The sequence below is a fragment of the Pseudomonas sp. NS1(2017) genome, from assembly GCF_002269425.1.
Taxonomy (GTDB): Bacteria; Pseudomonadota; Gammaproteobacteria; order Pseudomonadales; family Pseudomonadaceae; genus Aquipseudomonas; species Aquipseudomonas reactans.
Window position 1 is genome coordinate 2,833,198 of the sequence record NZ_CP022960.1, and the last position, 21,806, is coordinate 2,855,003.

Here is a 21,806-nt window from a genome sequence, read left to right on the forward strand (position 1 = left end):
TCGGGATGACGTCCCAGCGTACCCGCGAACGCTTGATCCAACGCCTGTACGAAGAGGGGTTGTCCAACGCTCAGGTGCTGGAAGTGATCCGGCGCACGCCTCGGCATCTGTTTGTCGATGAAGCCCTGGCCCACCGAGCCTACGAAGACACCGCGCTGCCCATCGGCCACAACCAGACCATCTCCCAGCCGTACATGGTGGCGCGCATGAGCGAGCTGCTGTTGGCGGCGGGTCCTTTGGACAAGGTGCTGGAGATCGGCACCGGCTCCGGCTACCAGACTGCCGTGCTGGCGCAACTGGTGGAGCGGGTGTTCTCGGTCGAGCGCATCAAGGTGTTGCAAGACCGTGCCAAGGAGCGCCTGGTGGAGTTGAACCTGCGCAACGTGGTGTTTCGCTGGGGCGATGGCTGGGAAGGTTGGCCGGCCCTGGCGCCGTACAACGGAATCATCGTCACCGCCGTAGCTACCGACGTGCCCCAGGCGTTGCTCGATCAACTCGCTCCAGGCGGACGTCTGGTCATCCCGGTAGGCTCCGGCGAAGTGCAACAATTGATGCTCATTATCCGTGAGGAAGAGGGCTTTTCCCGGCATGTACTCGGCGCCGTGCGCTTCGTGCCATTGCTCAATGGCCCGCTGGCCTGATCATTTGTTCGCGGGCAGTGAATTCTGTTGGCGAGGATGTGTCTTACGGCGGGGTCTATCGAGTCAACATGATCGGGCGTTGGCATTAAACACGATGAATTTTTCGTTTCAGTCGTGTGCCGGTAAAAAGCCAATGCCCAGTTATACTTGCGTCATATTTCAAGCCTGATACAGGCATTCATGTTCAGCCACCACAAAGGGAGCGGCGGGTGAGTCTCACAGGTCTTGCGCAGCGTATGAGTAAAACAAGCTTTCATCGACTGGTGCTTGGCCTCGTCTTCAGTTCCGTGTTGGTCGGGTGCTCCAGCTCGCCAAGCAGCGGCGCGCGCGTGGTTGACCGTAATAACGCCGCCCCGCAAAAGCCGACGGTGACTACCGGGCAATACGTGGTGCGCAAGGGCGATACGATGTTCTCGATCGCCTTCCGTTATGGCTGGGATTACAAGGCGCTCGCAGCTCGTAACAATATTCCTGTGCCATACACGATACATCCGGGTCAGACGATTCGCTTCGACGGACGCACCGGTTCGGCGCCTACGGCAGTTGTGACAAACACTGGATCTTCGCCGTCGTCTTCGAGCAAAACCACCATCATCACCCGGCCTGCAGGCACCGCCACACCGGCCCCTGCGACCAAGCCGGCACCCGCGCCGTTACCACCTGCCGGGCCTGCGCCGACCGGTTGGGGATGGCCCTCAAACGGAGTGTTGATTGGAAAATTCTCTTCAAACGGTAGTTTGAATAAAGGCATTGATATCGCCGGAGATTTGGGACAGCCTGTTTTAGCTGCGTCTGATGGGACAGTGGTGTACGCCGGGAGTGGTTTACGGGGCTACGGCGAGCTGGTCATCATCAAACACAGCGATACCTACGTCAGTGCTTACGGCCATAACCGTAGGCTGTTGGTTCGGGAGGGGCAGCAGGTCAAAGTCGGACAGACAATTGCCGAAATGGGGTCAACTGGTACAGACCGGGTGAAACTGCACTTTGAGATTCGCCGCCAAGGGAAACCTGTAGATCCGCTGCAATTCCTACCCCGTCGTTGATGTGTTGCACAGCCTGTTCCCTCACGTAGAAGGAACAGGCTCCAGCGTTGCCAAGGATAAAGGCGCCGCTTGAGCTTGAGGTCGAACTCACCAAAGGACTATAACAATGGCTCTCAGTAAAGAAGCGCCGGAGTTTGACATCGACGATGAGGTTCTCCTTATGGAGACCGGTATCGATACGGAATCGATGTCGAATGAGGGACCTGCTGTACCTTCAGTTCGCACCAAGTCCAAGAACTCCACCGCGTTAAAGCAACACAAGTACATTGACTACACGCGGGCGCTCGATGCGACCCAGTTGTACCTCAATGAAATCGGCTTTTCCCCGCTGCTTACCCCCGAAGAAGAAGTCCATTTTGCGCGCTTGTCGCAAAAGGGCGATCCGGCTGGGCGCAAGCGCATGATTGAAAGCAACCTGCGCCTGGTGGTGAAAATCGCCCGACGCTACGTCAATCGTGGGCTGTCCCTGTTGGACTTGATCGAGGAAGGTAACCTGGGCCTGATCCGGGCTGTGGAGAAGTTCGACCCCGAGCGGGGCTTCCGCTTTTCGACCTATGCCACCTGGTGGATTCGCCAGACCATCGAACGGGCGATCATGAATCAGACCCGCACGATCCGGTTGCCGATCCATGTGGTCAAGGAGCTCAACGTCTACCTGCGGGCGGCGCGTGAGCTTACCCAAAAACTCGATCATGAACCTTCGCCCGAAGAAATCGCCAACCTGCTGGAAAAACCGGTAGGGGAGGTCAAGCGCATGCTCGGTCTCAATGAGCGCGTCTCTTCGGTCGACGTCTCGCTGGGTCCGGATTCGGATAAAACCCTGCTGGACACCCTGACGGATGATCGTCCTACCGATCCTTGCGAGCTGTTGCAGGACGATGATCTTTCCCAAAGCATTGACCAGTGGTTGTCGGAGCTCACGGACAAGCAGCGTGAGGTGGTGATTCGCCGCTTCGGCCTGCGCGGCCATGAGAGTAGCACCCTGGAGGACGTAGGCCTGGAGATCGGCCTGACCCGTGAGCGGGTGCGGCAGATCCAGGTGGAAGGGCTCAAGCGCTTGCGTGAGATCCTGGAGAAGAATGGCTTGTCGAGTGAGTCGTTGTTTCAGTAACGATTGATTAGGCCGCTATGACAAAACGCCCGGTGCATGGGAATGCACCGGGCGTTTTGCTGTGCGCTGATCATTCGTTGGCAACACTTCCCCTGTAGGAGCCCGGCTTGCCGGCGATGAAGCCCTCAAGACCGCCATCGCCGGCAAGCCGGGCTCCTACAGGGGAGGGTGTAGCACCGAATCCCAGGCATAAAAAAACCCCGCTTTTAAGGGCGGGGTCTTTTCGACTAAGTCAGTACAAGTTAGATAACTTGAACTTCTTCAGCTTGCATGCCTTTCTGACCGCGGGTAGCGATGAAAGAAACCTGTTGGCCTTCTTTCAGGCTTTTGAAGCCGTCGGATTGGATAGCTTTGAAGTGAACGAACAGGTCGTCACCGGATTGTGGAGTGATGAAGCCGAAGCCTTTTTCATCGTTGAACCACTTAACGGTACCAGTTTGGCGATTAGACATGGTGTATCTCCTTGGACAAAGTTAACTGCGACTCAGGAAAAGCCCTGGCCGAGACTGAGTGCAAAGAGCAGGAAAAATTCTTGGAGATGGTTGGATCGAAATTCAACATATCGTGTAGAGATTCTCAGTGACACAAGCAGCACAGTGGCGCCACCTTAACCCTTTTTCCGGGACGTGCCAATGATATTTCCGAAGGTTTCTCCAAATTCGTGACTGGCGGTGGTATTTCCGCTCACTGGGCATGCCAATACAGGTCCCGGCCCCACTGGCTGCGGCTTATAGGAGCAGGCACATTCGTCAAGAAAAGCCCCGCGGCCTTTGAACCCCAACGCCAGCCCCGGTAAGATGCCCCACAGAATTTTTCCACCTCGCTATTCAGGACACCCGCCATGAGCATCAAATCGGACAAGTGGATTCGCCGCATGGCGCAGGAACACGGCATGATCGAACCGTTCGTCGAGCGCCAGATCCGTGGCCAGGGCGATGCGCCGGTGATTTCCTACGGCGTCTCCAGCTACGGCTACGACGTGCGCTGTGCCGATGAATTCAAGGTGTTCACCAACATCAATTCGGCGATCGTCGACCCAAAGAATTTCGACGAAAAGAGCTTCGTCGACGTCAAGAGCGACGTGTGCATCATTCCGCCGAACTCCTTCGCCCTGGCGCGCACCGTGGAGTTCTTCCGCATTCCCCGCGACGTGCTGACCATCTGCCTGGGTAAAAGCACCTACGCGCGTTGCGGCATCATCGTCAACGTGACACCGCTTGAACCCGAGTGGGAAGGCCACGTGACCCTGGAGTTCTCCAACACCACCACGCTGCCGGCGAAAATCTACGCCAACGAAGGCGTGGCGCAGATGCTGTTCCTGCAGTCCGACGAGGCCTGTGAAGTGTCCTACAAAGACCGTGCCGGCAAGTATCAGGGCCAGCGCGGCGTCACCCTCCCACGCGCTTGATCGAAAGCTCCTACGCGTAAAGGGAATTAGTCTGCATAAAGTGACTCTATCTAGGTGTACTGCCCCGGTGCGTGTAAAACGCGCCGGGCCACGCTTGAGGAGTACTTTATGAAGCTCGACCCGCGAATAAGCGCAGAAATTGCCCGGCTTGAACCCAATCAGATTGGCGTTCTGGCCTGGTCCCTGATGGCCGATCCTGCTTATGCGGGCGGCATCCCCGGCCAACCCGAGCCGGATTACCCACAACCGACCGAACCGGGTGAGCCGACCTTGCCGGACGAGCCGCCACCCGCGCCAGTTGCCTGATCCCTAGCCCACCGGCCAGACGTCATGATCGCCAATCACGTAGATTCGGCGGTCATTATCCTGCTCCACCCTATGCCCGCCGGTAAATGCGCCGAACGCCGGCAGCAGGCTGACTCGGGCACCGATCACAAAGCACGGCAGCCTTAAGCTCTGTCGTCCCTTTCCGCGTAACCGATACACCGGATGCACATGCCCCGCCAGCACGTGGTGGCTGGGATGGGCGTGCGGTTCGTGCTGCAGGGCGAAAGGGCCCATCAGCAGCGGCTCCGTGACCACGTCTATCCTCAAGTCCTCGGGCGGGTCGCCCGCGCGTTTATCGTGATTGCCGCGAATCAAGGTCATGGGCAGGTCAGGATTAAGCGCTCGCCAGCTTCTCAATGCGCCCAGCGTGCCACTGGCGTGCGATCCCGGGCCGTGCAGGAAATCGCCGAGAAAGATCACCTGAGCGCAGGGTAGCGCTGAGAGCAACCGGTCCAGGCGCTGCAAGTTCTCGGTGGTGGTGCCTTGCGGCACCGGCTGCCCCAGGCTGCGATACGCCGAGGCTTTGCCGAAATGTGCATCGGCAATCAACAGGCACTCGCGTGCAGGCCAGTAAATAGCCCTGTTCGCCAACAACCACAATTCTTCTCCCTCAAGCAATACCGAGCAAACCATCAGCGCTTCCCGTTATCCGCGACTTTTTCCAGGTCCTTGACCATGCGTGCGATGCGTTCCGAGAGTTTTTCCGAACTCAGGCTTTCGCGCATCCGTTCAACCAACAATGGGAAGGCCAGGGGCGTAGGTCGTTCGATCGGATGCAAGTCCAGTTTCAGCGCGCAAAGATGACGCAATGTCTCTTCCAGCCGACGAATATCCAGCTCATCGCGTAAGACTTCTTCACCTGCCTGAGTCAGCAACAGATTCTGCGGGTCGTACTGCTTGAACACCTCAAAGAACAAACCGCTGGAGGCCTGCACTTGCCGCGTGCTTTTTGGTGCACCCGGATAGCCGGCAAACACCAGCCCGGCAATGCGAGCGATCTCACGGAAGCGGCGCAGGGCCAGCTCCCCGGCATTCAGGCTGGCCGCCACGTCTTCCCGTAAATGTTCAGGGCTCAGTAGCGCATCATTCAGCAATGCCGGCCAGTCCACAGCAGTGGCACTCAATAACTCCAGCCCGTAATCATTGACTGCGATCGAAAATGTCACCGCCTGCTGTTGACTCACACGCCACGCCAGCAGGCTCGCCAAACCCAGGTGCACTTGGCGCCCGGCAAAGGGATAGAGGAACAGGTGCCAGCCTTCCCGTGACTTCAGCGCCTCTGCCAGCAGGTGTGCGCGCGTCGGCAAGCCAGACCAGCGTAACTGCGTTTGCAACAAAGGTTGCACCGACTGCATCTCCGGCCCCTCGAAGCGGCCATGGGCCGCTGCATCAAAGCGTTCCACCACCGCTTGCGCCAGCTCATTGGAGAGCGGCATGCGCCCGCCATTCCAGCGCGGCACGGCGGCTTTCTTGGCCGTGCTGCGACGTACATAGGCGGTCATGTTTTCCACGCGCACCAACTCCAGCAGGCGGCCGGCGAACAGGAAGCCATCTCCCGGCTTTAGCCGCGCAATAAACCCCTCTTCGACACTGCCCAGGTTCTTGCCGCCACCGCCCTTGCTCCAGAATTTCAAGTGGATGCTCGCATCACTGACGATGGTGCCCACGCTCATTCGATGGCGCCGCGCCAGCCGGGCATCCGGGACACGCCAGATGCCGTCTTCGTCCGGTTCCACCCGGCGATAATCCGGATAGGCGGTCAGCGACAGCCCACCATGCCGCACGAAACCCAGGGCCCAGGCCCAGTCTTCCTCCGTCAGGTCGCGGTAAGCCCAGGCACCGCGCACTTCCGTCAGCAAGGCCTCGGGCGTGAAGCCACCCCCCAATGCCATGCTGACCAAGTGCTGTACGAGTACATCCAAAGGCTTGTACGGCGATTCCCGCGCTTCGATACGCCGTTGCGCGATCGCATCCTGGGCGGCGGCGGCTTCAACCAGCTCAAGGCTATGGGTCGGCACCAGCGTTACCCGCGACGGCCGCCCCGGCGCATGCCCCGAGCGGCCGGCGCGTTGCATCAAACGCGCCACGCCTTTGGCCGAACCGATCTGCAGCACCCGCTCCACCGGCAGGAAGTCCACCCCCAGGTCCAGGCTTGAGGTGCACACCACCGCTTTGAGCTGGCCGTCTTTCAAGGCTCGTTCCACCCAGTCACGGGTCTCTCGGGACAGCGAACCATGGTGCAGCGCAATCACTCCAGCCCAATCGGGGCGGGCGTCCAGCAATGCCTGAAACCAAATCTCCGACTGCGCCCGCGTATTGGTAAACACCAGGCAACTGCTGCTGGCGTCCACTTCCGCCACCACCTGGGGCAGCATCTTCAAACCAATATGCCCGGCCCACGGAAAGCGTTCGGTCACGGGGGGCAATAAGGTGTCGATGACCAACTGTTTAGCCGTCTGCCCCTGCACATTGATCCCGTCGCCTTGTGGAACCAACACCTCCAGTGCATGGGATTGGTTACCCAAGGTGGCCGAAATCCCCCACACCATCAATTCGGGATGCCAGCGCCGCAGGCGTGCCAAGGCCAGTTGCAACTGCACGCCGCGCTTGTTGCCGATCAGCTCATGCCATTCATCCACCACCACCATACGCAGGTGCGCCAGGCTCACTTCGCTGTCGGCACGGGCCAGCATCAGCGTCAGGCTTTCCGGGGTGGTGACCAGTGCGGTGGGCTGGCGGCGGGTCTGGCGGGCGCGCTCGCTGTTGCTGGTGTCACCGGTGCGCAGGCCGACACTCCAAGGAATCTGCAACGCCTCAAGCGGGGCTTCAAGGGCGCGAGCAGTGTCGGCGGCCAGTGCACGCATGGGCGTGATCCACAGCACCGTCAGCGGCTCAGCGGGAGGTTTGCGTTTAGCGATTACAGGTGGGCGAGTGATGGCGAAGCGATTGAGGGCGGCGAACCACAGCGCATAGGTTTTACCTGCACCGGTGCTGGCATGCAGCAGCCCCGATTGGCCGCTTTTGACCGCCGCCCACACCTCTTTCTGGAAGGCAAACGGCTTCCAGCCTTTGGCGGCAAACCAGTGTTTGGCGAAATCGGTGGGTTTTGCCATGGGGCGGCTGACACTCTGGAAGGCCTATTCCACAGACCCTCCAGAGCGGCCAAAGGTTTACTTCAAATTGCCACTCAAAAACTGCTGCAAACGCTCGCTCTTCGGATTGCCCAGCACCTCCTCCGGCACACCTTGCTCTTCCACCAGGCCCTGGTGCAGGAACAACACCTGGCTCGACACCTTGCGTGCAAAGCTCATTTCGTGGGTCACCATGATCATGGTGCGGCCTTCCTCGGCCAAACCCTGGATCACCTTCAACACTTCGCCCACCAGCTCCGGGTCGAGGGCCGAGGTGGGCTCGTCGAACAACATCACCTCCGGCTCCATGGCCAAGGCGCGGGCGATGGCGACGCGCTGTTGCTGGCCGCCGGAGAGGAACGCCGGGTACTGATCGGCCACTCGGGCCGGCAAGCCCACCTTGTCTAAGTAACGACGGGCACGGTCTTCGGCGTCCTTCTTGCTGCAGCCCAGCACCCGGCGTGGGGCCATGGTGATGTTCTCCAGCACGCTCATGTGGCTCCACAGGTTGAAGTGCTGGAACACCATCGCCAGGCGCGTGCGCAGGCGCTGTAATTCGGCGTCGTCGGCCACGCGCATGCCGTGGCGGTCGCTAACCATGCGGATCGGCTGGCCGTCGAGGGTCATGGCGCCGTCGTTGGGGGTTTCCAGGAAGTTGATGCAGCGCAAAAAGGTGCTCTTGCCCGAGCCGCTGGCGCCGATCAAGCTGATCACGTCACCGGTCTTGGCCTTGAGCGAAACACCTTTGAGCACCTCATTGTCGCCATAGCTTTTATGCAGGCCTTCAACGGTCAATTTGTACATGGGGCGTGCATCCTCAAGGCGAAAGTAGATAGCCGCTGCGGTAGGCCTCTAAGCCTGCGACATGGGCGATGACCATCCCTGCAGTGGCCATGCGGCGCAGCGAACGGGCGTAAAGCAGGCCGGCATTGCGACAATGCACGGGCGTTACGCGGTCGGAAATGGGGTCGATGATTTCAGCGATCAGTTGTCCGGCTTCCAGGTATTCACCGGGCAGGGCACTGAACACCAGCAGGCCGCCTATGGGCGTCGCTACCGGCTCAACACCTGCCAGCGGTGTGGCCGGGTAGGGCAGGTCGGGCAATGGTGCGACTTCCCCGGCAATGGCGCCGAAGTGGATCAGGTAGTCAATGATCGCCTGGCAGTCGAGGGCGGCCAGGCCGTGGTTGACGTCGCCCTGGCCGCGCAGTTCGACGGTCACCGAAAAACTGCCCATGGGGATTGGGAAGCGCTCGCCGAAGCGTTGCTGCAATTGCCACCACACCAGGGTGAAACACTCATCGAAGGATTGCCCACCGGAGTCGGTCGCCAGCAGATTGGCCTCCGAGCCGATGTAACGCGCCAACGGTTCCACCTGCGGCCAGGCCTCGGGTGTGGTGTACAGGTGCGCCACGGCTTCAAAGTCGCAATGCAGGTCCAGCACCATGTCGGCATCGCACGCCAGGCGTTGCAGCACCAGGCGCTGGGATTGCAGTTGGGTCTCAGCGCTTTGCGCTGCGAGGGCGGTAGACAGCGCGGCGCGGATCAACTCGACGTTGTGCTGGGGATCGTCCCCCAGCAACTCCTCGACTTGATTTCCCACCGCCTCACTGAGGTCGACAAACAGGCGATTGAAGTTCTGCCCGCTTTCCAGCTCGTAGCGGCCCAGCGGGATATCCATCAATACCTGTTCCAGGCCGACCGGATTGGCGATGGGCACCAGCACAATCTCGCTGCGCAGGCGACCGGCTGCCGCCAGTTCAGCCAGCCGCACCTTCAGGTGCCAAGCCACCAGCATGCCGGGCAGTTCATCGGCATGCAGCGACGACTGGATATAGATCTTGCCTTCGGCCTGTTCCGGGCCGAAGTGAAAACTGTGAATCTGCCGCGCCGTCCCTGGCACCGGCGCGATCAGTTCATGAACCTGATGACGCATAAAAACTCCTTAATGACTCGGCCCGAGGAAGGCCAGCCAACGACGCTCCGCCAACCGAAACAGACCGACCAGGGCAAAGGTCACGGTCAGGTAGATCAGCGCAGCGATACCGAATGATTGAAAGGTCATGAAAGTGGCCGAGTTGGCATCCCGCGCCACTTTGAGGATGTCGGGGATCGTCGCGGTGAAGGCCACCGTGGTCGAGTGCAGCATCAGGATCACTTCATTGCTGTAGTAGGGCAGCGAGCGACGCAACGCCGACGGCATGATCACATAGGCGTACAACTTCCAGCCGCTCAAGCCGTAGGCCTTGGCCGCTTCGACTTCGCCATGGGCCATGCTGCGGATCGCCCCGGCGAAAATCTCCGTGGTGTACGCGCAGGTGTTGAGGGCGAAGGCCAGGATGGTGCAGTTCATCGCGTCGCGAAAGAACGCATCCAGCAACGGTTGTTCGCGTACGGCGGCGAGGCTGTAGATGCCGGTGTAGCAGATCAGTAGCTGGATATAGAGCGGCGTGCCCCGGAACAGGTAGGTGTAGAACTGCACCGGCCAACGCACCAGGCGCTTGCGCGACACACGGGCGATGGACAACGGGATCGATACCAGAAAGCCGATGACCAGCGCGGCAGTGAGCAACCACATCGTCATGGCCAGGCCGGTGATGTGTTGGCCGTCGCTATAAAGGAAGGGGCGCCAGTATTCCTGCAAGAGTTCGATCATCGCACGGCCTCCCGGGCACCAGCGGAGTAGCGACGTTCAAGGCGGCGCAAGACGAAGTTGGACGCGCTGGTGATCAACAGGTAGATCAACGCGGCGAGTACCAAAAAGTAAAACAGCTGGTAGGTGCTCTTGCCGGCATCCTGGGCGGCCTTGACCAGGTCGGCCAGGCCGATGATCGACACCAGCGCCGTGGCCTTGAGCATCACCATCCAGTTATTGCCGATTCCCGGCAGGGCAAAGCGCATCATCTGCGGGAAGGTCACGTAGCGAAACCGCTGGCCACGCTTGAGGCCATAGGCCGTGGCGGCTTCCAGTTGGCCACGGGGCACCGCGAGGATCGCGCCGCGAAAGGTCTCGGTGAAGTACGCACCGTAGATAAAACCGAGGGTGATCACCCCAGCGCTGAAGGGGTCGATCTCGATGTATTCCCACTCCATGAAGTCGGTCAAGCCGGTCAGCCAGGTTTGCAGGCTGTAGAAAATCAGCAGCATCAGCACCAGGTCGGGCACGCCGCGAATCAACGTGGTGTAGAGCTGGGCGGGGATGCGCAGGAAGGGCAGGCTGGAGAGTTTGGCGCTGGCGCCGAGCAGGCCCAGCAACACGCTGACGGCCAGGGACAGCACCGACAACTTGATGGTCATCCAGGTGCCTTGCAGCAACAGCGGGCCGAAACCCTTCAGGCTGAGCGCGCTCAACCCGAGGGTTTGCAATAATTCTTCGAACATAAATCAGGACCTATGGCGATAAAAAAGCGCCCCTCCAAAGGAAGGGCGCTCCAGGCATTATTTGCCGCTGTACAGGTTCAGATCGCCAAAGTGTTTCTTCTGGATGGTGGCGTAGGTGCCATCATCGTGTAACGCTTTGATACCTTTATCCAAAAGCGCCTTCAGTTCAGTGTTACCTTTTTTGATACCGACGGCGGTTTTCGACGGCAGCAACGGGTCGTCGATGGCCGCGCTGACTTCATAACCGGCACCGGCCGGCGACTTCAGGAAGCCCAGTTCGGCTTGCAGCATGTCCTGCACGGACGCGTCGAGACGGCCGGAGGTCAGGTCGGCGTACACCTGGTCCTGGTTGGCGTAGGCCTTGGTGGTCACACCGGCTTTATCCAATACGGCCTTGGCGTAGGCTTCCTGGATGGTGCCTTGCTCGTAGCCCACGGACTTGCCCTTGAGGGACTCTGGCGTCGAGTAGCCCGCGCCTTTCTTGAACACCAGCGAAGTCGGGCCGGAGAACAGTTCGCTGGAGAAGTCGATGGCCTTTTCACGCACCGGGGTCACGGTCATGGATGAAATCACGCCGTCGAACTTGTTGGCTTTGAGGCCCGGAATCATGCCGTCGAAGTCACTTTCAACCCACTTGCACTTCACTTTCAGCTCGGCGCAGATCGCATTGCCCAGGTCGATATCGAAACCCACCAGGCTGCCGTCGGCGGCCTTGGATTCGAATGGCGCGTAGGACGGATCGACACCAAAACGCAGTTCCTTGTATTCCTTGGCCAGCGCGGTACCGGCAGCCATGCACAGGGCCAGTGCAGAAAGGGTCAGCAATGCTTTTTTCATTATGTAATCCCTGGAAACCAAGATAAGCGCTTGTGGCGCGTTTAGGACTGTTACTGAACGGTGTCAGACGGATCACAAGTAGCAATTTCTGCACCATAGTTCCGAATGTAGTTCCGAATGAGCGTTTTAAAAGGTAGGGGAAGGGAGAGCTGAGTGTAGGAGATGCCCGAAAATGGGCATCGAAAAATGAGTGCACTGTTTCAGGTCAGAAGGTCTTGCAGGGTGGCGAGGTTGTCGGCGTCCTCGACTTTCTTGTCCTGCCGCCAGCGCAACATCCGTGGAAACCGCACCGCAATCCCACTCTTGTGCCGCTTAGACAAGGCAATGCCCTCGAACCCCAGTTCAAACACCATGCTTGGCGTCACACTGCTGACCGGGCCGAACTTTTCCACGGTGGTCTTGCGCACAATCGCGTCGACCTTGCGCATTTCTTCGTCGGTCAGGCCGGAGTAGGCCTTGGCAAATGGCACCAGCGTGCGTTCGCTGCCAGCCGGGCCGTCCCACACGGCGAAGGTATAGTCGCTGTACAGGCTGGCGCGCCGGCCGTGGCCGCGTTGGGCGTAAATCAACACCGCGTCGACGCTGAACGGGTCGACCTTCCACTTCCACCACACGCCCATGTCCTTGGTGCGGCCGACGCCGTAGAGGCCGCCGCGGGCCTTGAGCATCATGCCTTCTACGCCGAGGCTGCGAGAGGCTTCGCGTTGTTCGGCCAGGTCTTCCCAAGTCGCCCCGGTCAACAGCGGCGACGCCCGTAATACCGGCTGGTTGCACTGGGCGATCACCTGTTCAAGCTGCGTACGCCGCTCAGCCTGGGTGTGGTTGCGCCAATCGTCACCCTGATGTTCCAGCAGGTCATAGGCCAGCACCGCAACGGGAGCGTCCTCCAGCACTTTTTTGCTCAGGGTCTTGCGCCCAATCCGCTGTTGCAGCAGGGCGAAGGGTTGCACCGCGTCTTTCCACACCACGATTTCGCCGTCGATCACCGTGCCATCGGGCAATCCGCTTACCAGGCTGTGCAGTTCGGGGAAACGCTCGGTCACCAATTCTTCGCCACGGGACCAGATCCACAGGCGGCCGTCGCGTTTCACCAGCTGCGCGCGGATGCCATCCCACTTCCATTCCACTTGCCAGTCCGCGGGGGAGCCCAGCAAATCGTTGAATTGTTCCACCGGTTGCGCCAAGCCATGGGCCAGAAAAAACGGATAAGGCTGCCCGCCACGTTGGGCATGTTCGTCAGGCGATTCAGCGGCGATCAGCTTTAGATAGCCTTGGGCCGTAGGACGGTTGGACAGATCGGTGTAGCCCACCAGTCGCTGCGCCACGCGCTTGCTGTCCAGGTCGGCCATCGCAGCGAGAGCGCGGGTGACCAGCAGCTTGGACACGCCCACGCGGAAGCTGCCGGTGATCAACTTGATGCACACCATCAGGCTGGGTTGATTCAGTTGCGCCCATAACGCCGGCAGACGCTCGGCCAATTCCAATGGCGGCAAGCCACGCAGGGACAGGAGTTTTTCCTCCAGCCACACCGCCAGGCCGTCCTGCGAGGTGTAGGTGGATTCCGGCAGCAGCAGGGAAATGGTTTCCGCCAAGTCACCCACCGATTGATAGCTTTCTTCAAACAACCACGGCTCGATGCCGGATGCTTCGGTGGCCATGTCGCGCAACAGGCGCGTCGGCACCAGTTGCCGAGGGCGTCCGCCGGAAAGGAAATACACGGCCCAGGCCGCATCTTCCGGCGCAGCATCGCGGAAGTAGGCTTGCAGTGCGGCCAGCTTGGCATTGCTGGAAGTGGTGGCGTCGAGGTTGGCGTACAGCTCGGCAAAGGCCTTCATGCGCTGGCCTCTTCTTCGTCATCACCATATTCGGTGGTAAAGCCTTGGGCATCCAGGCCCTTTTCCCGCAGGTGACGCACCAGCACGCCGACAGACCCGTGGGTGACCATCACTCGCTCGGCGCCGGTTTGTTCGATGGCCCATAACAGACCCGGCCAATCGGCGTGGTCCGACAGCACAAAACCTCGATCCACGCCGCGCCTGCGCCGGGTGCCGCGCAGGCGCATCCAGCCGCTGGCGAAGGCGTCGCTGTAGTCGCCGAAGCGCTTGATCCAACTGCTGCCGCCGGCCGAAGGTGGGGCAATGATCAAGGCCTGGCGCAGCAGCGGGTCGGTCTTCTTGAAGTCACCGGCATAAAGGGTTTCGGGGATGTAGATGCCGGCCTCGCGGTACACACGGTTCAACGGTTCGACTGCGCCATGGCTGAGGATCGGGCCGATGCTGGCATCGATACCGTGCAGGATGCGTTGGGCCTTGCCGAAGGAATAACAGAACAGCACGCTGGCCTTGCCGGCGGCGATATTCGCCTGCCACCAATCGTTGATCCCGGCGAAGATCTGCGCCTGGGGCTGCCAGCGGTAGATCGGCAGGCCGAAGGTGGATTCGGTGATAAAGGTGTGGCAGCGCACCGGCTCGAAGGGCGCGCAGGTGCCGTCGGGTTCGACTTTATAGTCTCCGGATGCGACCCAGACTTCGCCCTTGTATTCCAGGCGCACCTGGGCCGACCCCAAGACATGCCCGGCGGGGTGAAAACTCAGGGTGACGCCGTGGTGGACCAGTTGCTCGCCGTAGGCCAGGGTTTGCAGGTTGATGTCCTGCCCCAGGCGCGAACGCAAGATACCTTCGCCGGGAGCCGCCGCCAGGTAGTGTTGGTTGCCGGTGCGGGCATGGTCGCCATGGGCGTGGGTGATGACCGAGCGTTCCACCGGGCGCCAGGGGTCGATGTAGAAATCTCCGGCGGGGCAGTAGAGGCCTTCGGGGCGGGCGATGACAAGGTCCATGGACGTGCCGGGGGCGATGGGCTTATCAGGTAGGAGGCGGGCGGGCGAGCAGAAGTTCGATTAACTATTGTAGTGAGCGGGCTTGTTGTGGCGAGCCCGCTCGCCACAGTAAAAGCCAGCCCCACGCTTTCCGGTTATTTGCCCGGCGTCAGGGTCAACCGAGCCTTCCCATACACCTTCTCGAAGTTCTGCGGCTGCATCGGGAAGCTCAGGTATTGCGCCTTGAGCGACGGGTCGATGCCATTGGCATAGTTCGGGCTGGCCGGGTTGCCGGACTGGCCGATGCCGCCCTGGCCCATCATCGGTTCCACCTGGCCGAAGTCGACGATCATGCGCAGCGCCGGCACCTGGATGGTGGCGAAGTCCTGGCCCCAGCTATACGGCGCAGGGTTCAGTGTGTTGTGGTCGCCACCGGACGCCAGCGGACCGCGAATCACCTGGCCGTCGGTGTTTTTCCAGGTGGTGGTATGCAACTTGCCCCACTGCCAGGCCTTGTGATCGGCACCCAATTGACTCTCACCCGCGCTGATCGCGGCGGCCAGGCTGCGGGCGAGGATCGCCGGTTTTTCTTCTTTCTGCGGGGTGCGCACGTCATCCCAGAATGGGCTGTCTTCGCGACCCAGCAAGTGGTCGGCCTGGGCGGCGTAGGACAGGTTGGCATTGCTGACAAACGCCTTCCAGCTAGCACTGTTTTCCGGGCCGAGTTCGTCGAGGAAGATCTGCTGGGTGCTTTCCTGCAGGAACAGTTCATAGATCGCCGCGTCGGCGGAGGTGGACACCAAGCGACCATCAAAGGCCATCAGGCGAGCCAGGGCTTCACGTGCCTTGGCCTGTTCGGCCGCCGGCAGCGCGTCAATCGCCTGTTTCAGCGGCTGGGCCATGCCTGGCGCCTGGAACATGGTCTTGAGCTTGGCGGCGAAGGTGGTGGTCTGGTCGTACTGCATGGTGATCATGCTGCGGCTGTCATGCTTGCCGGCATTGGCCAGTTGCGCCAGACGCTCGCTACGTTCCGGCGCATCCCAAGAGTTGGACAGTTGCATGCCATAACCGCGCGGCGCGGTGCGCTGGTTGGCGGTGCCGATCCAGCCTTGGGCCGGGTCCTGGTCATACGGGTGCAGCATCGCATCGGCGTAACCGTCCCAGTCAAAACGTGTGTCCCAGCCCGGCGACGGCAGCAGGCCCTCACCTTCACGGCGGTTGGGGAAGCGCCCGGTGACTTGCCAGCCAATATTGCTGGCGTCGGCGAAGATCATGTTCAGCGCAATGGCGCGAATTTCGCGGGTGGCGTCCGAGGCCTTGCCTGCGTTTTTCGCACGGGACAGGTCGAAGAACGCATCCAGGCTCTTGTCGTCCTTGAAGTCGGCGGTTTGCAGTGCCAAACCCAGGCCGGTGGTCAGCGCCTGGCTGCTGTTGAGCAGGGCGCCGTGGCGGGTTTCGTACACCACTTCGCGAATGGAGCGTTGGCCTTTGACGAAGAAGGTTTCGTTACGCACCCCGGCGGGTAGCCATTTGCCGTTGTTCTCGTAGTACAACGCGCTGCCCTGGCGTTTGACCTTTTCCAGGAACAGGTCCTGCGTGTCGCCCTTGACCGTGCTCATGCTCCACGCGACGTTACCGTTGAAGCCGGACAACAGTGTCGGCAGGCCGGCAATCGAGGCGCCCACGGCCTGGTATTTCGGTGCGCGGATCTGCACGTAGCTCCACGGCGACGGCGCTTGCGGCTGGGCGGCAAGGTCGCCGGCCAGCAGGCTTTTACCGCTGCGGCTGCGTTGCGGGCCGATGGCCCAGTTGCTTGAAGTGGTCACTGCCAGCGAATTGAGGCTGCTCAGTTGCTGGCTGACCGCGTCCAGCCCGGCCAGACCTGTGATCTGGCCCAGGTTCACGCCCTTGAGCTTCTCGGCCTCGGCCAACGGGATCGCTTCGTCCGGCGCACTAGGCGTGAGCCACGCGAGTTTGTCGACGCCGACTTTCTGCGCCAGCACCAGCGAGGCAATTTCTTCCTGCAGGTTGGCCGACTCGCTGAAATTCAGCAGGCAGAACAGCAGTGCCGAATCTTCCGGCTTCCAGTACTCGGGCTTGTAGCCGGTCTGGGCCAGGTCCGGCGGCAGCTTGTCGCGGTAGCGGAACAGGTAGGCGTTGACGCCACGCGCATACACTTCGAAGAAACGCTTGAGGCGCGGGCTTGAGGCGTTGTACAGCTCGCCGGCGCTTTTCTTCAGGTTGACCGCGCGCATGAACCGGTCGACATCCAGCACCTCGGGGCCGGACATTTCTGCCAGGCGGCCCTGGGCCAGCAGGCGCAGGGTGACCATCTGCGTGATGCGGTCACTGGCGTGCACATAACCGAGGCTGAACAGCGCGTCATGGAAGGTGTTGCTTTCGATCAGCGGCATGCCCTGGGCATTGCGGCGCACGGACACATTCTGTGCCAGGCCTTTGATCGGCTGCACGCCGGCGACCGGGGGCAGGGTGTCCTGGGTGCTCTGGAGCTGGCAACCGGCCAGGCTTAACGCACTGGCCACTGCCGCGGCAACGCCGAACCGGGGAAGAAAATGTGAGAGGGCTGGCGAGGCCATGGCAAAGCTCCTGCGGGGGGTAGCGTCAGTAAAGGCGCTACGTTAGTGAGCGCGGCGAAACGACGCAAGCAGGAGCTATGCCTTATTTTCAGGAATTGCGTATCAAGACTTGGGCGGGTTCACTTTCTGCACCAACTCATACGCGCGCACTGTTGCCGGCCGCTCCTTGATGCTGTTGAACCAGCGGTGCAGGTGTGGGAAATCTTCCAGGCGTTGGCTCTGCCACTTGTGGGAAACAATCCACGGGTAGATCGCCATGTCGGCAATGCTGTAGTCCTCACCCGCCACGAATGCACGGTCCGCCAAACGTCGGTCCAACACGCCGTAAAGGCGGGCGGTTTCGTCCACATAACGCTTGATCGCGTAGGGGATTTTTTCCGGTGCGAACTGGCTGAAGTGATGGTTCTGACCCGCCATCGGCCCCAGGCCGCCCATTTGCCAGAACAGCCATTGCAGCGCTTCCTGGCGACCGCGCAGGTCTTTTGGAAGGAACTGGCCGGTTTTTTCCGCGAGGTACAGCAGGATCGCGCCGGATTCAAACAGCGAAATCGGCGCGCCGCCGTCGGTCGGGTTCTGATCGACGATGGCCGGAATACGGTTGTTGGGAGCGATCTTCAGGAAGTCAGGCTTGAACTGGTCGCCCTGGCCGATGTTGATCGGGTGCACCTTGTAGGGCAGGCCGGCTTCTTCCAGGAACAGCGATACTTTGTGACCGTTAGGGGTAGTCCAGTAATACAGGTCGATCATGAAGCTCTCCAAAAGTGGTGATGCTTGAGCGGATGCCTGTAGGTATAGGTAATGTTGGGCGTGCGAAATTTCAATGAAACATTTGCGCATACCCTTAGAAGCAAATCAAAAAGCGCCATCCACCAACACCTGCAGTGATTGCTGCGAACAGCGCTCGATGCGCGCCCGCACGCGATACACCTCGGCAAATAGCAGTGGGTTGAGCACCTCGTCTGCCGCACCGCTGGCGTACAAACGGCCCTGGCGCAGCACGGCAATATGGTCGGCGAAGCGCGCAGCCAGGTTGATGTCGTGCAGCACCACCACGGCGATCAGGTTGTGTTCGCGCACCAGGCCGCGCACGCAGTCCATCACCTTCAGTTGGTAATTGAGGTCGAGGGCACTGGTGGGTTCGTCCAGCAGCATCACCTGGGGACGACGGGCGATGAGCTGCGCGAGGCTGACCAATTGGCGTTGGCCGCCGGATAGGGTGCTCAGCAACTGATCAGCCAAATGCGCGATGCCAATGCGCTGCAAGGCGTCGAAGGCCTCACGCAGGCAGGCGTCGCTGGACAAGGGAATGCCCTCGACATTCGCTACGCGCAGGGCGGCGATCACACTTTCCATCACACTGAGGCTCAAGCCTGGCGGCAGGTTCTGCGGCATGTAGGTCACGCGCCGCGCGCGCTCGGCGACAGACATGGCCGACAGGTCAAGGTCACCCAATCGCACGACGCCTTGCATCTTTTCCAGCCCGGCGACGGCACGCAGCAGGGTGGATTTACCGGCGCCATTGGGGCCGATCAGGGCAGTGAGGCTGCCGTGGGGCAGGGTGGGCAGGCTCAGGTCGTGCACGATCTGCCGGCGCCCGTAACTCACCTGGGCGTTGTGTACACTCAAACCTTCGCTCATAACTGCCTCCCCCGCTTGAACACCAGCACCACAAAAATCGGCACGCCCACCAACGCGGTGACGATGCCCACCGGCACAATCACGCCGGGCATGATCAACTTGCTGGCAATCGACGACAGCGCCAGCAGCAACGCACCGGTCAAGGCGCTGGCCGGCAGCAGGAAACGTTGGTCTTCGCCCACCAGGATCCGCGCGATATGCGGACCGACCAGGCCGATAAATCCGATGGTGCCTACAAAGGCTACGGCCGTGGCCGACAGCAGGCTGATGCGCAGCAACGAGAAAAACCGCAGCCGCTTCACGTCCACGCCAAAGCTTTGGGCGCGGTCCTCACCCATGCGCAACAGGGTCAGGCGCGGCGCGGCGGCAAAGGAAAACGGCATGACGACGGCGACCACCAGGGCCAGGATGCCAAGCTTGTCCCAGTTGGCGCGGGTCACGCTGCCGAGGGTCCAGAACACCAGTTGTTGCAGCACGTCTTCGGTGGCGACCAGTTGCAGCAAGGCCACCACCGCGTTGCAACTGAACACCAGGGCAATGCCGAACAGCACCAGGCTTTCCACCCCGGCCCCCCGCAGGCGCGACATGGCTTGCAGCAAAAACACCGAGGCCGCCGCGAAGATGAAGGCCGAGAGGGAAATCGCCGTGTTGGCCGACACCCACAGGGTTGTCACCGGAAACACAATCACCAGGGACGCACCCAACGCCGCCGCCGACGACACGCCCAAGGTAAATGGGCTGGCCAGCGGATTGTTCAGGATCGCCTGCATCTCGGCCCCGGCCAGCGATAACGCGCAACCCACCAGCACCGCCATCAGTGCGTAGGGGAGGCGCACGTTCCAGATGATCACCTGGTCGGTGGCGCTCAGATGCGACGGGTGCAGGATACCGTCGAGCAAGGCCAGCAGGCCCATGCCCGACGGGCCGCTGGCCAGGTCCACCAGAATGGCGCAAACCAGTGCGGTGCCGAGCAGGCCCAGCAGCCAGGTACGCCGCGCCAGCAGGCGGCGGTAGCCGTGTGTGGCGCTGGCGAGGTCGAGGGATTGGGTGGTCATTTAGGGGCGTCGATCCAATAGGCGCCCTGCAACGGCATCCCCAGGAACTGCGCGTTGATCTGGTCCATGGTCGCCTTCGGATCCAGCTTGGTGAACAGTTCTGGATGCACCCATTTGGCCAGCGACTCAATCGCCAGCAGGTTGTACGGCGAGTTGTAGAAGTCATGCCACAAACCGTGGGCATTGCCTTCGCGGATGGCACGAAGATTGGCGAATTCCGGGCGCGCCAGCACACGGTCGAAGGCTTCACGCGCCTCGTCGTTGCTGACGCCAGCCCCCAGGATCAGCCCAGGCTTGTGGTTACCGGTGGCCACATAAATATCCGGATCCGCTTTCAGCGCGTACTCCACACTGATATCCCCCAGCGCCCCCGGCACCACGTCGGCGGCGATGTTGCGCCCGCCCACCAGCTTGATCACTTCACCCATGCCGCTTTTGCCGGTGGTGTGCCCCGGCGCTTGCCAGGCACCGGCCAGCAGTTCAAGGAACACACTCGGGCGCGGCCCCGCCGGCAAAGTGGCGACCGCATCGGTGATGACTTTGATGTGCTGGTCATAGAAACCCAGGAACGCCTTGGCCTGGGCTTCACGCCCCAATGCCTGGCCCAGCGCAGTCATGCTGGTGTGAGTGCCTTGCACCGGATTGATACGGAAGTCGACGAACAGCACCGGAATGCCCGCCTTGGCCAGCACATCGGCGACCGGGCTGTGTTCGGTCGGGCCGTGACCGGAAATGCTGAACACCGCCAGGTCAGGTTTCAACGAGAGGATTTCCTCGGCGCTGACGCTTTGTTCCGACGCTTGCCCGATCAGCGGGATGTCTTTCACTGTGGGAAATTTCGCCACGTAGGCGTTGTAGGTGTGTTGGTCGAGCAGGCGCAAATCGTTCTGCCAGCCGACGATGCGCTGGAAGGGCGCGTCCTTGTCCAGCAACGCAAACGCCGAAATCAACCGGCCTTCACCTAGGACAACGCGCTTTACGGTGTCAGCCACTTCGACCTTGCGGCCCAGCACGTCGGTGACTTCATGGGCGGCAGCGGTTTCAGCGTGGCCGAGGACCAGGGCGCCGAACAGCACGCCCAGCTTGAGCAGGTGACGGGGTTTCAACATGGCAGGGGCTCCAGGTGAGGGCGGCGCATCAGACATCGCTCCAGCGCCGCAACAGGTTGTGATAGGCGCCGCTCAGTTGCAGCAGCGCGTGGTGGTCGGCGTCTTGGGCGGTGAGGGTCTGGATCGCCACATCCATGTCCAATAGCAACTGGCGCTGGCTGTCTTCGCGCACCAGGCTTTCGATCCAGAAGAAACTCGCGATGCGTTCACCGCGGGTCACTGGGTTGATCTTGTGCAAGCTGCTGCCGGGGTAGATCAGCACGTGGCCGGCGGGCAGCTTCACCGCGTGCTCGCCGAAGGTGTCGCGGATCACCAGTTCACCGCCGTCGTAGCTGGCCGGGTCGGCCAGGAACAGCGTGGCGGAGATGTCGGTGCGCACCCGCTCGCGCACGCCCTTGATGCCGCGAATAGCGTTGTCGATATGCCAGTCGAACGCTTCACCGCCGCTGTAGCGGTTGAACAGCGGCGGGTAGATGCGCTTGGGCAAGGCGGCCGACATGAACAGCGCGTTGTCCGACAGCCGCGCCAGAATCTGCTCACCGATGCGCAGGGCCATTGGCGAATTTTCCGACAACTGTCGGTTGTTTTTCGCCATGGCCGAGCGCTGTCCGGCGGTCACCTTGCCGTCAACCCAGGGTTGATCGAGCAAGGTGGCCACGGTGGTTTCGACTTCGCTGGCGCTGAGCAGCGCCGGGATTTCGATCAGCACG

The 21,806-nt window shown here is 61.1% G+C and carries 21 protein-coding genes; 5 read left to right on the plus strand and 16 right to left on the minus strand.

Going from position 1 to position 21,806, the window contains the following annotated elements:
* Nucleotides 1-5: 5 nt before the first annotated feature.
* From CI807_RS13370 to rpoS, 3 genes are all read left to right on the plus strand, one after another.
* The gene (locus CI807_RS13370) at nucleotides 6-641 is read left to right on the plus strand and encodes a protein-L-isoaspartate(D-aspartate) O-methyltransferase (protein ID WP_010212427.1); all 636 of its coding nucleotides are present in this window, start codon (nucleotides 6-8) and stop codon (nucleotides 639-641) included.
* Between the two features lie 209 nt (nucleotides 642-850).
* Complete coding sequence (locus CI807_RS13375) at nucleotides 851-1,687, plus strand: peptidoglycan DD-metalloendopeptidase family protein (protein WP_095014971.1); 837 nt, start codon at nucleotides 851-853, stop codon at nucleotides 1,685-1,687.
* Nucleotides 1,688-1,793: 106 nt separating this feature from the next.
* Nucleotides 1,794-2,798, plus strand: coding sequence for an RNA polymerase sigma factor RpoS (gene rpoS / locus CI807_RS13380; protein ID WP_016976882.1), 1,005 nt, complete (start codon nucleotides 1,794-1,796; stop codon nucleotides 2,796-2,798).
* A gap of 242 nt (nucleotides 2,799-3,040) precedes the next feature.
* Here rpoS and CI807_RS13385 read toward each other — a convergent pair whose 3' ends face one another.
* A complete protein-coding gene (locus tag CI807_RS13385; RefSeq protein WP_002554837.1) occupies nucleotides 3,041-3,250 on the minus strand; it encodes a cold-shock protein in 210 nt (69 codons plus the stop codon).
* A gap of 389 nt (nucleotides 3,251-3,639) precedes the next feature.
* On the opposite strand from CI807_RS13385, the gene dcd reads away from it, so the two are divergent.
* Both dcd and CI807_RS13395 read left to right on the plus strand, forming a co-directional pair.
* Complete coding sequence (gene dcd, locus CI807_RS13390) at nucleotides 3,640-4,206, plus strand: dCTP deaminase (protein ID WP_010212421.1); 567 nt, start codon at nucleotides 3,640-3,642, stop codon at nucleotides 4,204-4,206.
* A gap of 108 nt (nucleotides 4,207-4,314) precedes the next feature.
* Nucleotides 4,315-4,512, plus strand: coding sequence for a hypothetical protein (locus CI807_RS13395; protein ID WP_095014972.1), 198 nt, complete (start codon nucleotides 4,315-4,317; stop codon nucleotides 4,510-4,512).
* A gap of 3 nt (nucleotides 4,513-4,515) precedes the next feature.
* On the opposite strand, the gene pdeM is transcribed toward CI807_RS13395, so the two are convergent.
* The 15 genes from pdeM to CI807_RS13470 all read right to left on the minus strand — a co-directional run bounded on the left by pdeM (nucleotide 4,516) and on the right by CI807_RS13470 (nucleotide 21,805).
* Nucleotides 4,516-5,166 carry a ligase-associated DNA damage response endonuclease PdeM gene (gene pdeM / locus CI807_RS13400; protein WP_095014973.1) on the minus strand — a complete coding sequence of 217 codons (651 nt, stop codon included), beginning with the start codon at nucleotides 5,164-5,166 and terminating at the stop codon, nucleotides 4,516-4,518.
* Nucleotides 5,166-7,646 (minus strand): ligase-associated DNA damage response DEXH box helicase, encoded by a 2,481-nt coding sequence (locus tag CI807_RS13405; protein ID WP_095014974.1) that lies wholly within the window; start codon nucleotides 7,644-7,646, stop codon nucleotides 5,166-5,168. The genes pdeM and CI807_RS13405 overlap by 1 nt, the downstream gene beginning before the upstream one ends.
* A 57-nt stretch (nucleotides 7,647-7,703) precedes the next feature.
* Nucleotides 7,704-8,468 carry an ABC transporter ATP-binding protein gene (locus CI807_RS13410; protein WP_061435558.1) on the minus strand — a complete coding sequence of 255 codons (765 nt, stop codon included), beginning with the start codon at nucleotides 8,466-8,468 and terminating at the stop codon, nucleotides 7,704-7,706.
* Between the two features lie 13 nt (nucleotides 8,469-8,481).
* Nucleotides 8,482-9,600, minus strand: coding sequence for a succinylglutamate desuccinylase/aspartoacylase family protein (locus CI807_RS13415; protein ID WP_095014975.1), 1,119 nt, complete (start codon nucleotides 9,598-9,600; stop codon nucleotides 8,482-8,484).
* A gap of 9 nt (nucleotides 9,601-9,609) precedes the next feature.
* A complete protein-coding gene (locus CI807_RS13420; RefSeq protein ID WP_028619222.1) occupies nucleotides 9,610-10,320 on the minus strand; it encodes an ABC transporter permease in 711 nt (236 codons plus the stop codon).
* The gene (locus tag CI807_RS13425) at nucleotides 10,317-11,045 is read right to left on the minus strand and encodes an ABC transporter permease (protein WP_010212412.1); all 729 of its coding nucleotides are present in this window, start codon (nucleotides 11,043-11,045) and stop codon (nucleotides 10,317-10,319) included. Before CI807_RS13425 ends, CI807_RS13420 begins: the two co-directional genes overlap by 4 nt.
* Nucleotides 11,046-11,102: 57 nt before the next feature.
* The gene (locus CI807_RS13430; RefSeq protein ID WP_016975034.1) at nucleotides 11,103-11,882 is read right to left on the minus strand and encodes a transporter substrate-binding domain-containing protein; all 780 of its coding nucleotides are present in this window, start codon (nucleotides 11,880-11,882) and stop codon (nucleotides 11,103-11,105) included.
* A gap of 200 nt (nucleotides 11,883-12,082) precedes the next feature.
* The gene (locus CI807_RS13435; RefSeq protein WP_095014976.1) at nucleotides 12,083-13,717 is read right to left on the minus strand and encodes an ATP-dependent DNA ligase; all 1,635 of its coding nucleotides are present in this window, start codon (nucleotides 13,715-13,717) and stop codon (nucleotides 12,083-12,085) included.
* On the minus strand, nucleotides 13,714-14,718 hold the full coding sequence (locus CI807_RS13440) for a ligase-associated DNA damage response exonuclease (protein WP_061435563.1): 1,005 nt from the start codon (nucleotides 14,716-14,718) through the stop codon (nucleotides 13,714-13,716). Before CI807_RS13440 ends, CI807_RS13435 begins: the two co-directional genes overlap by 4 nt.
* Before the next feature lie 134 nt (nucleotides 14,719-14,852).
* Nucleotides 14,853-17,294: a penicillin acylase family protein gene (locus tag CI807_RS13445; protein WP_095014977.1), complete on the minus strand. Its 2,442-nt coding sequence runs from the start codon at nucleotides 17,292-17,294 to the stop codon at nucleotides 14,853-14,855.
* Nucleotides 17,295-17,396: 102 nt separating this feature from the next.
* The gene (locus tag CI807_RS13450; RefSeq protein WP_095014978.1) at nucleotides 17,397-18,041 is read right to left on the minus strand and encodes a glutathione S-transferase N-terminal domain-containing protein; all 645 of its coding nucleotides are present in this window, start codon (nucleotides 18,039-18,041) and stop codon (nucleotides 17,397-17,399) included.
* A 105-nt stretch (nucleotides 18,042-18,146) separates the two neighbouring features.
* On the minus strand, nucleotides 18,147-18,932 hold the full coding sequence (locus tag CI807_RS13455) for an ABC transporter ATP-binding protein (protein ID WP_038849698.1): 786 nt from the start codon (nucleotides 18,930-18,932) through the stop codon (nucleotides 18,147-18,149).
* Entirely contained in the window at nucleotides 18,929-19,987 is a 1,059-nt protein-coding gene (locus CI807_RS13460) for an iron ABC transporter permease (RefSeq protein WP_095014979.1), read from the minus strand. Before CI807_RS13460 ends, CI807_RS13455 begins: the two co-directional genes overlap by 4 nt.
* A complete protein-coding gene (locus CI807_RS13465; protein ID WP_095014980.1) occupies nucleotides 19,984-21,096 on the minus strand; it encodes an ABC transporter substrate-binding protein in 1,113 nt (370 codons plus the stop codon). The genes CI807_RS13460 and CI807_RS13465 overlap by 4 nt, the downstream gene beginning before the upstream one ends.
* 28 nt (nucleotides 21,097-21,124) lie before the next feature.
* Nucleotides 21,125-21,805, minus strand: a complete 681-nt coding sequence (locus tag CI807_RS13470; RefSeq protein ID WP_095014981.1) for a Fe2+-dependent dioxygenase — start codon at nucleotides 21,803-21,805, stop codon at nucleotides 21,125-21,127.
* Nucleotide 21,806: the final 1 nt, after the last annotated feature.

Coding starts and splice junctions, on each gene's coding strand:
- CI807_RS13370 (WP_010212427.1), top strand. CDS start 6: ATGACGTCCCAGCGTACCCGCGAACGCTTGATCCAACGCCTGTACGAA.
- rpoS (WP_016976882.1), top strand. CDS start 1,794: ATGGCTCTCAGTAAAGAAGCGCCGGAGTTTGACATCGACGATGAGGTT.
- CI807_RS13385 (WP_002554837.1), bottom strand. CDS start 3,250: ATGTCTAATCGCCAAACTGGTACCGTTAAGTGGTTCAACGATGAAAAA.
- dcd (WP_010212421.1), top strand. CDS start 3,640: ATGAGCATCAAATCGGACAAGTGGATTCGCCGCATGGCGCAGGAACAC.
- CI807_RS13395 (WP_095014972.1), top strand. CDS start 4,315: ATGAAGCTCGACCCGCGAATAAGCGCAGAAATTGCCCGGCTTGAACCC.
- pdeM (WP_095014973.1), bottom strand. CDS start 5,166: ATGGTTTGCTCGGTATTGCTTGAGGGAGAAGAATTGTGGTTGTTGGCG.
- CI807_RS13405 (WP_095014974.1), bottom strand. CDS start 7,646: ATGGCAAAACCCACCGATTTCGCCAAACACTGGTTTGCCGCCAAAGGC.
- CI807_RS13410 (WP_061435558.1), bottom strand. CDS start 8,468: ATGTACAAATTGACCGTTGAAGGCCTGCATAAAAGCTATGGCGACAAT.
- CI807_RS13415 (WP_095014975.1), bottom strand. CDS start 9,600: ATGCGTCATCAGGTTCATGAACTGATCGCGCCGGTGCCAGGGACGGCG.
- CI807_RS13420 (WP_028619222.1), bottom strand. CDS start 10,320: ATGATCGAACTCTTGCAGGAATACTGGCGCCCCTTCCTTTATAGCGAC.
- CI807_RS13425 (WP_010212412.1), bottom strand. CDS start 11,045: ATGTTCGAAGAATTATTGCAAACCCTCGGGTTGAGCGCGCTCAGCCTG.
- CI807_RS13430 (WP_016975034.1), bottom strand. CDS start 11,882: ATGAAAAAAGCATTGCTGACCCTTTCTGCACTGGCCCTGTGCATGGCT.
- CI807_RS13435 (WP_095014976.1), bottom strand. CDS start 13,717: ATGAAGGCCTTTGCCGAGCTGTACGCCAACCTCGACGCCACCACTTCC.
- CI807_RS13440 (WP_061435563.1), bottom strand. CDS start 14,718: ATGGACCTTGTCATCGCCCGCCCCGAAGGCCTCTACTGCCCCGCCGGA.
- CI807_RS13445 (WP_095014977.1), bottom strand. CDS start 17,294: ATGGCCTCGCCAGCCCTCTCACATTTTCTTCCCCGGTTCGGCGTTGCC.
- CI807_RS13450 (WP_095014978.1), bottom strand. CDS start 18,041: ATGATCGACCTGTATTACTGGACTACCCCTAACGGTCACAAAGTATCG.
- CI807_RS13455 (WP_038849698.1), bottom strand. CDS start 18,932: ATGAGCGAAGGTTTGAGTGTACACAACGCCCAGGTGAGTTACGGGCGC.
- CI807_RS13460 (WP_095014979.1), bottom strand. CDS start 19,987: ATGACCACCCAATCCCTCGACCTCGCCAGCGCCACACACGGCTACCGC.
- CI807_RS13465 (WP_095014980.1), bottom strand. CDS start 21,096: ATGTTGAAACCCCGTCACCTGCTCAAGCTGGGCGTGCTGTTCGGCGCC.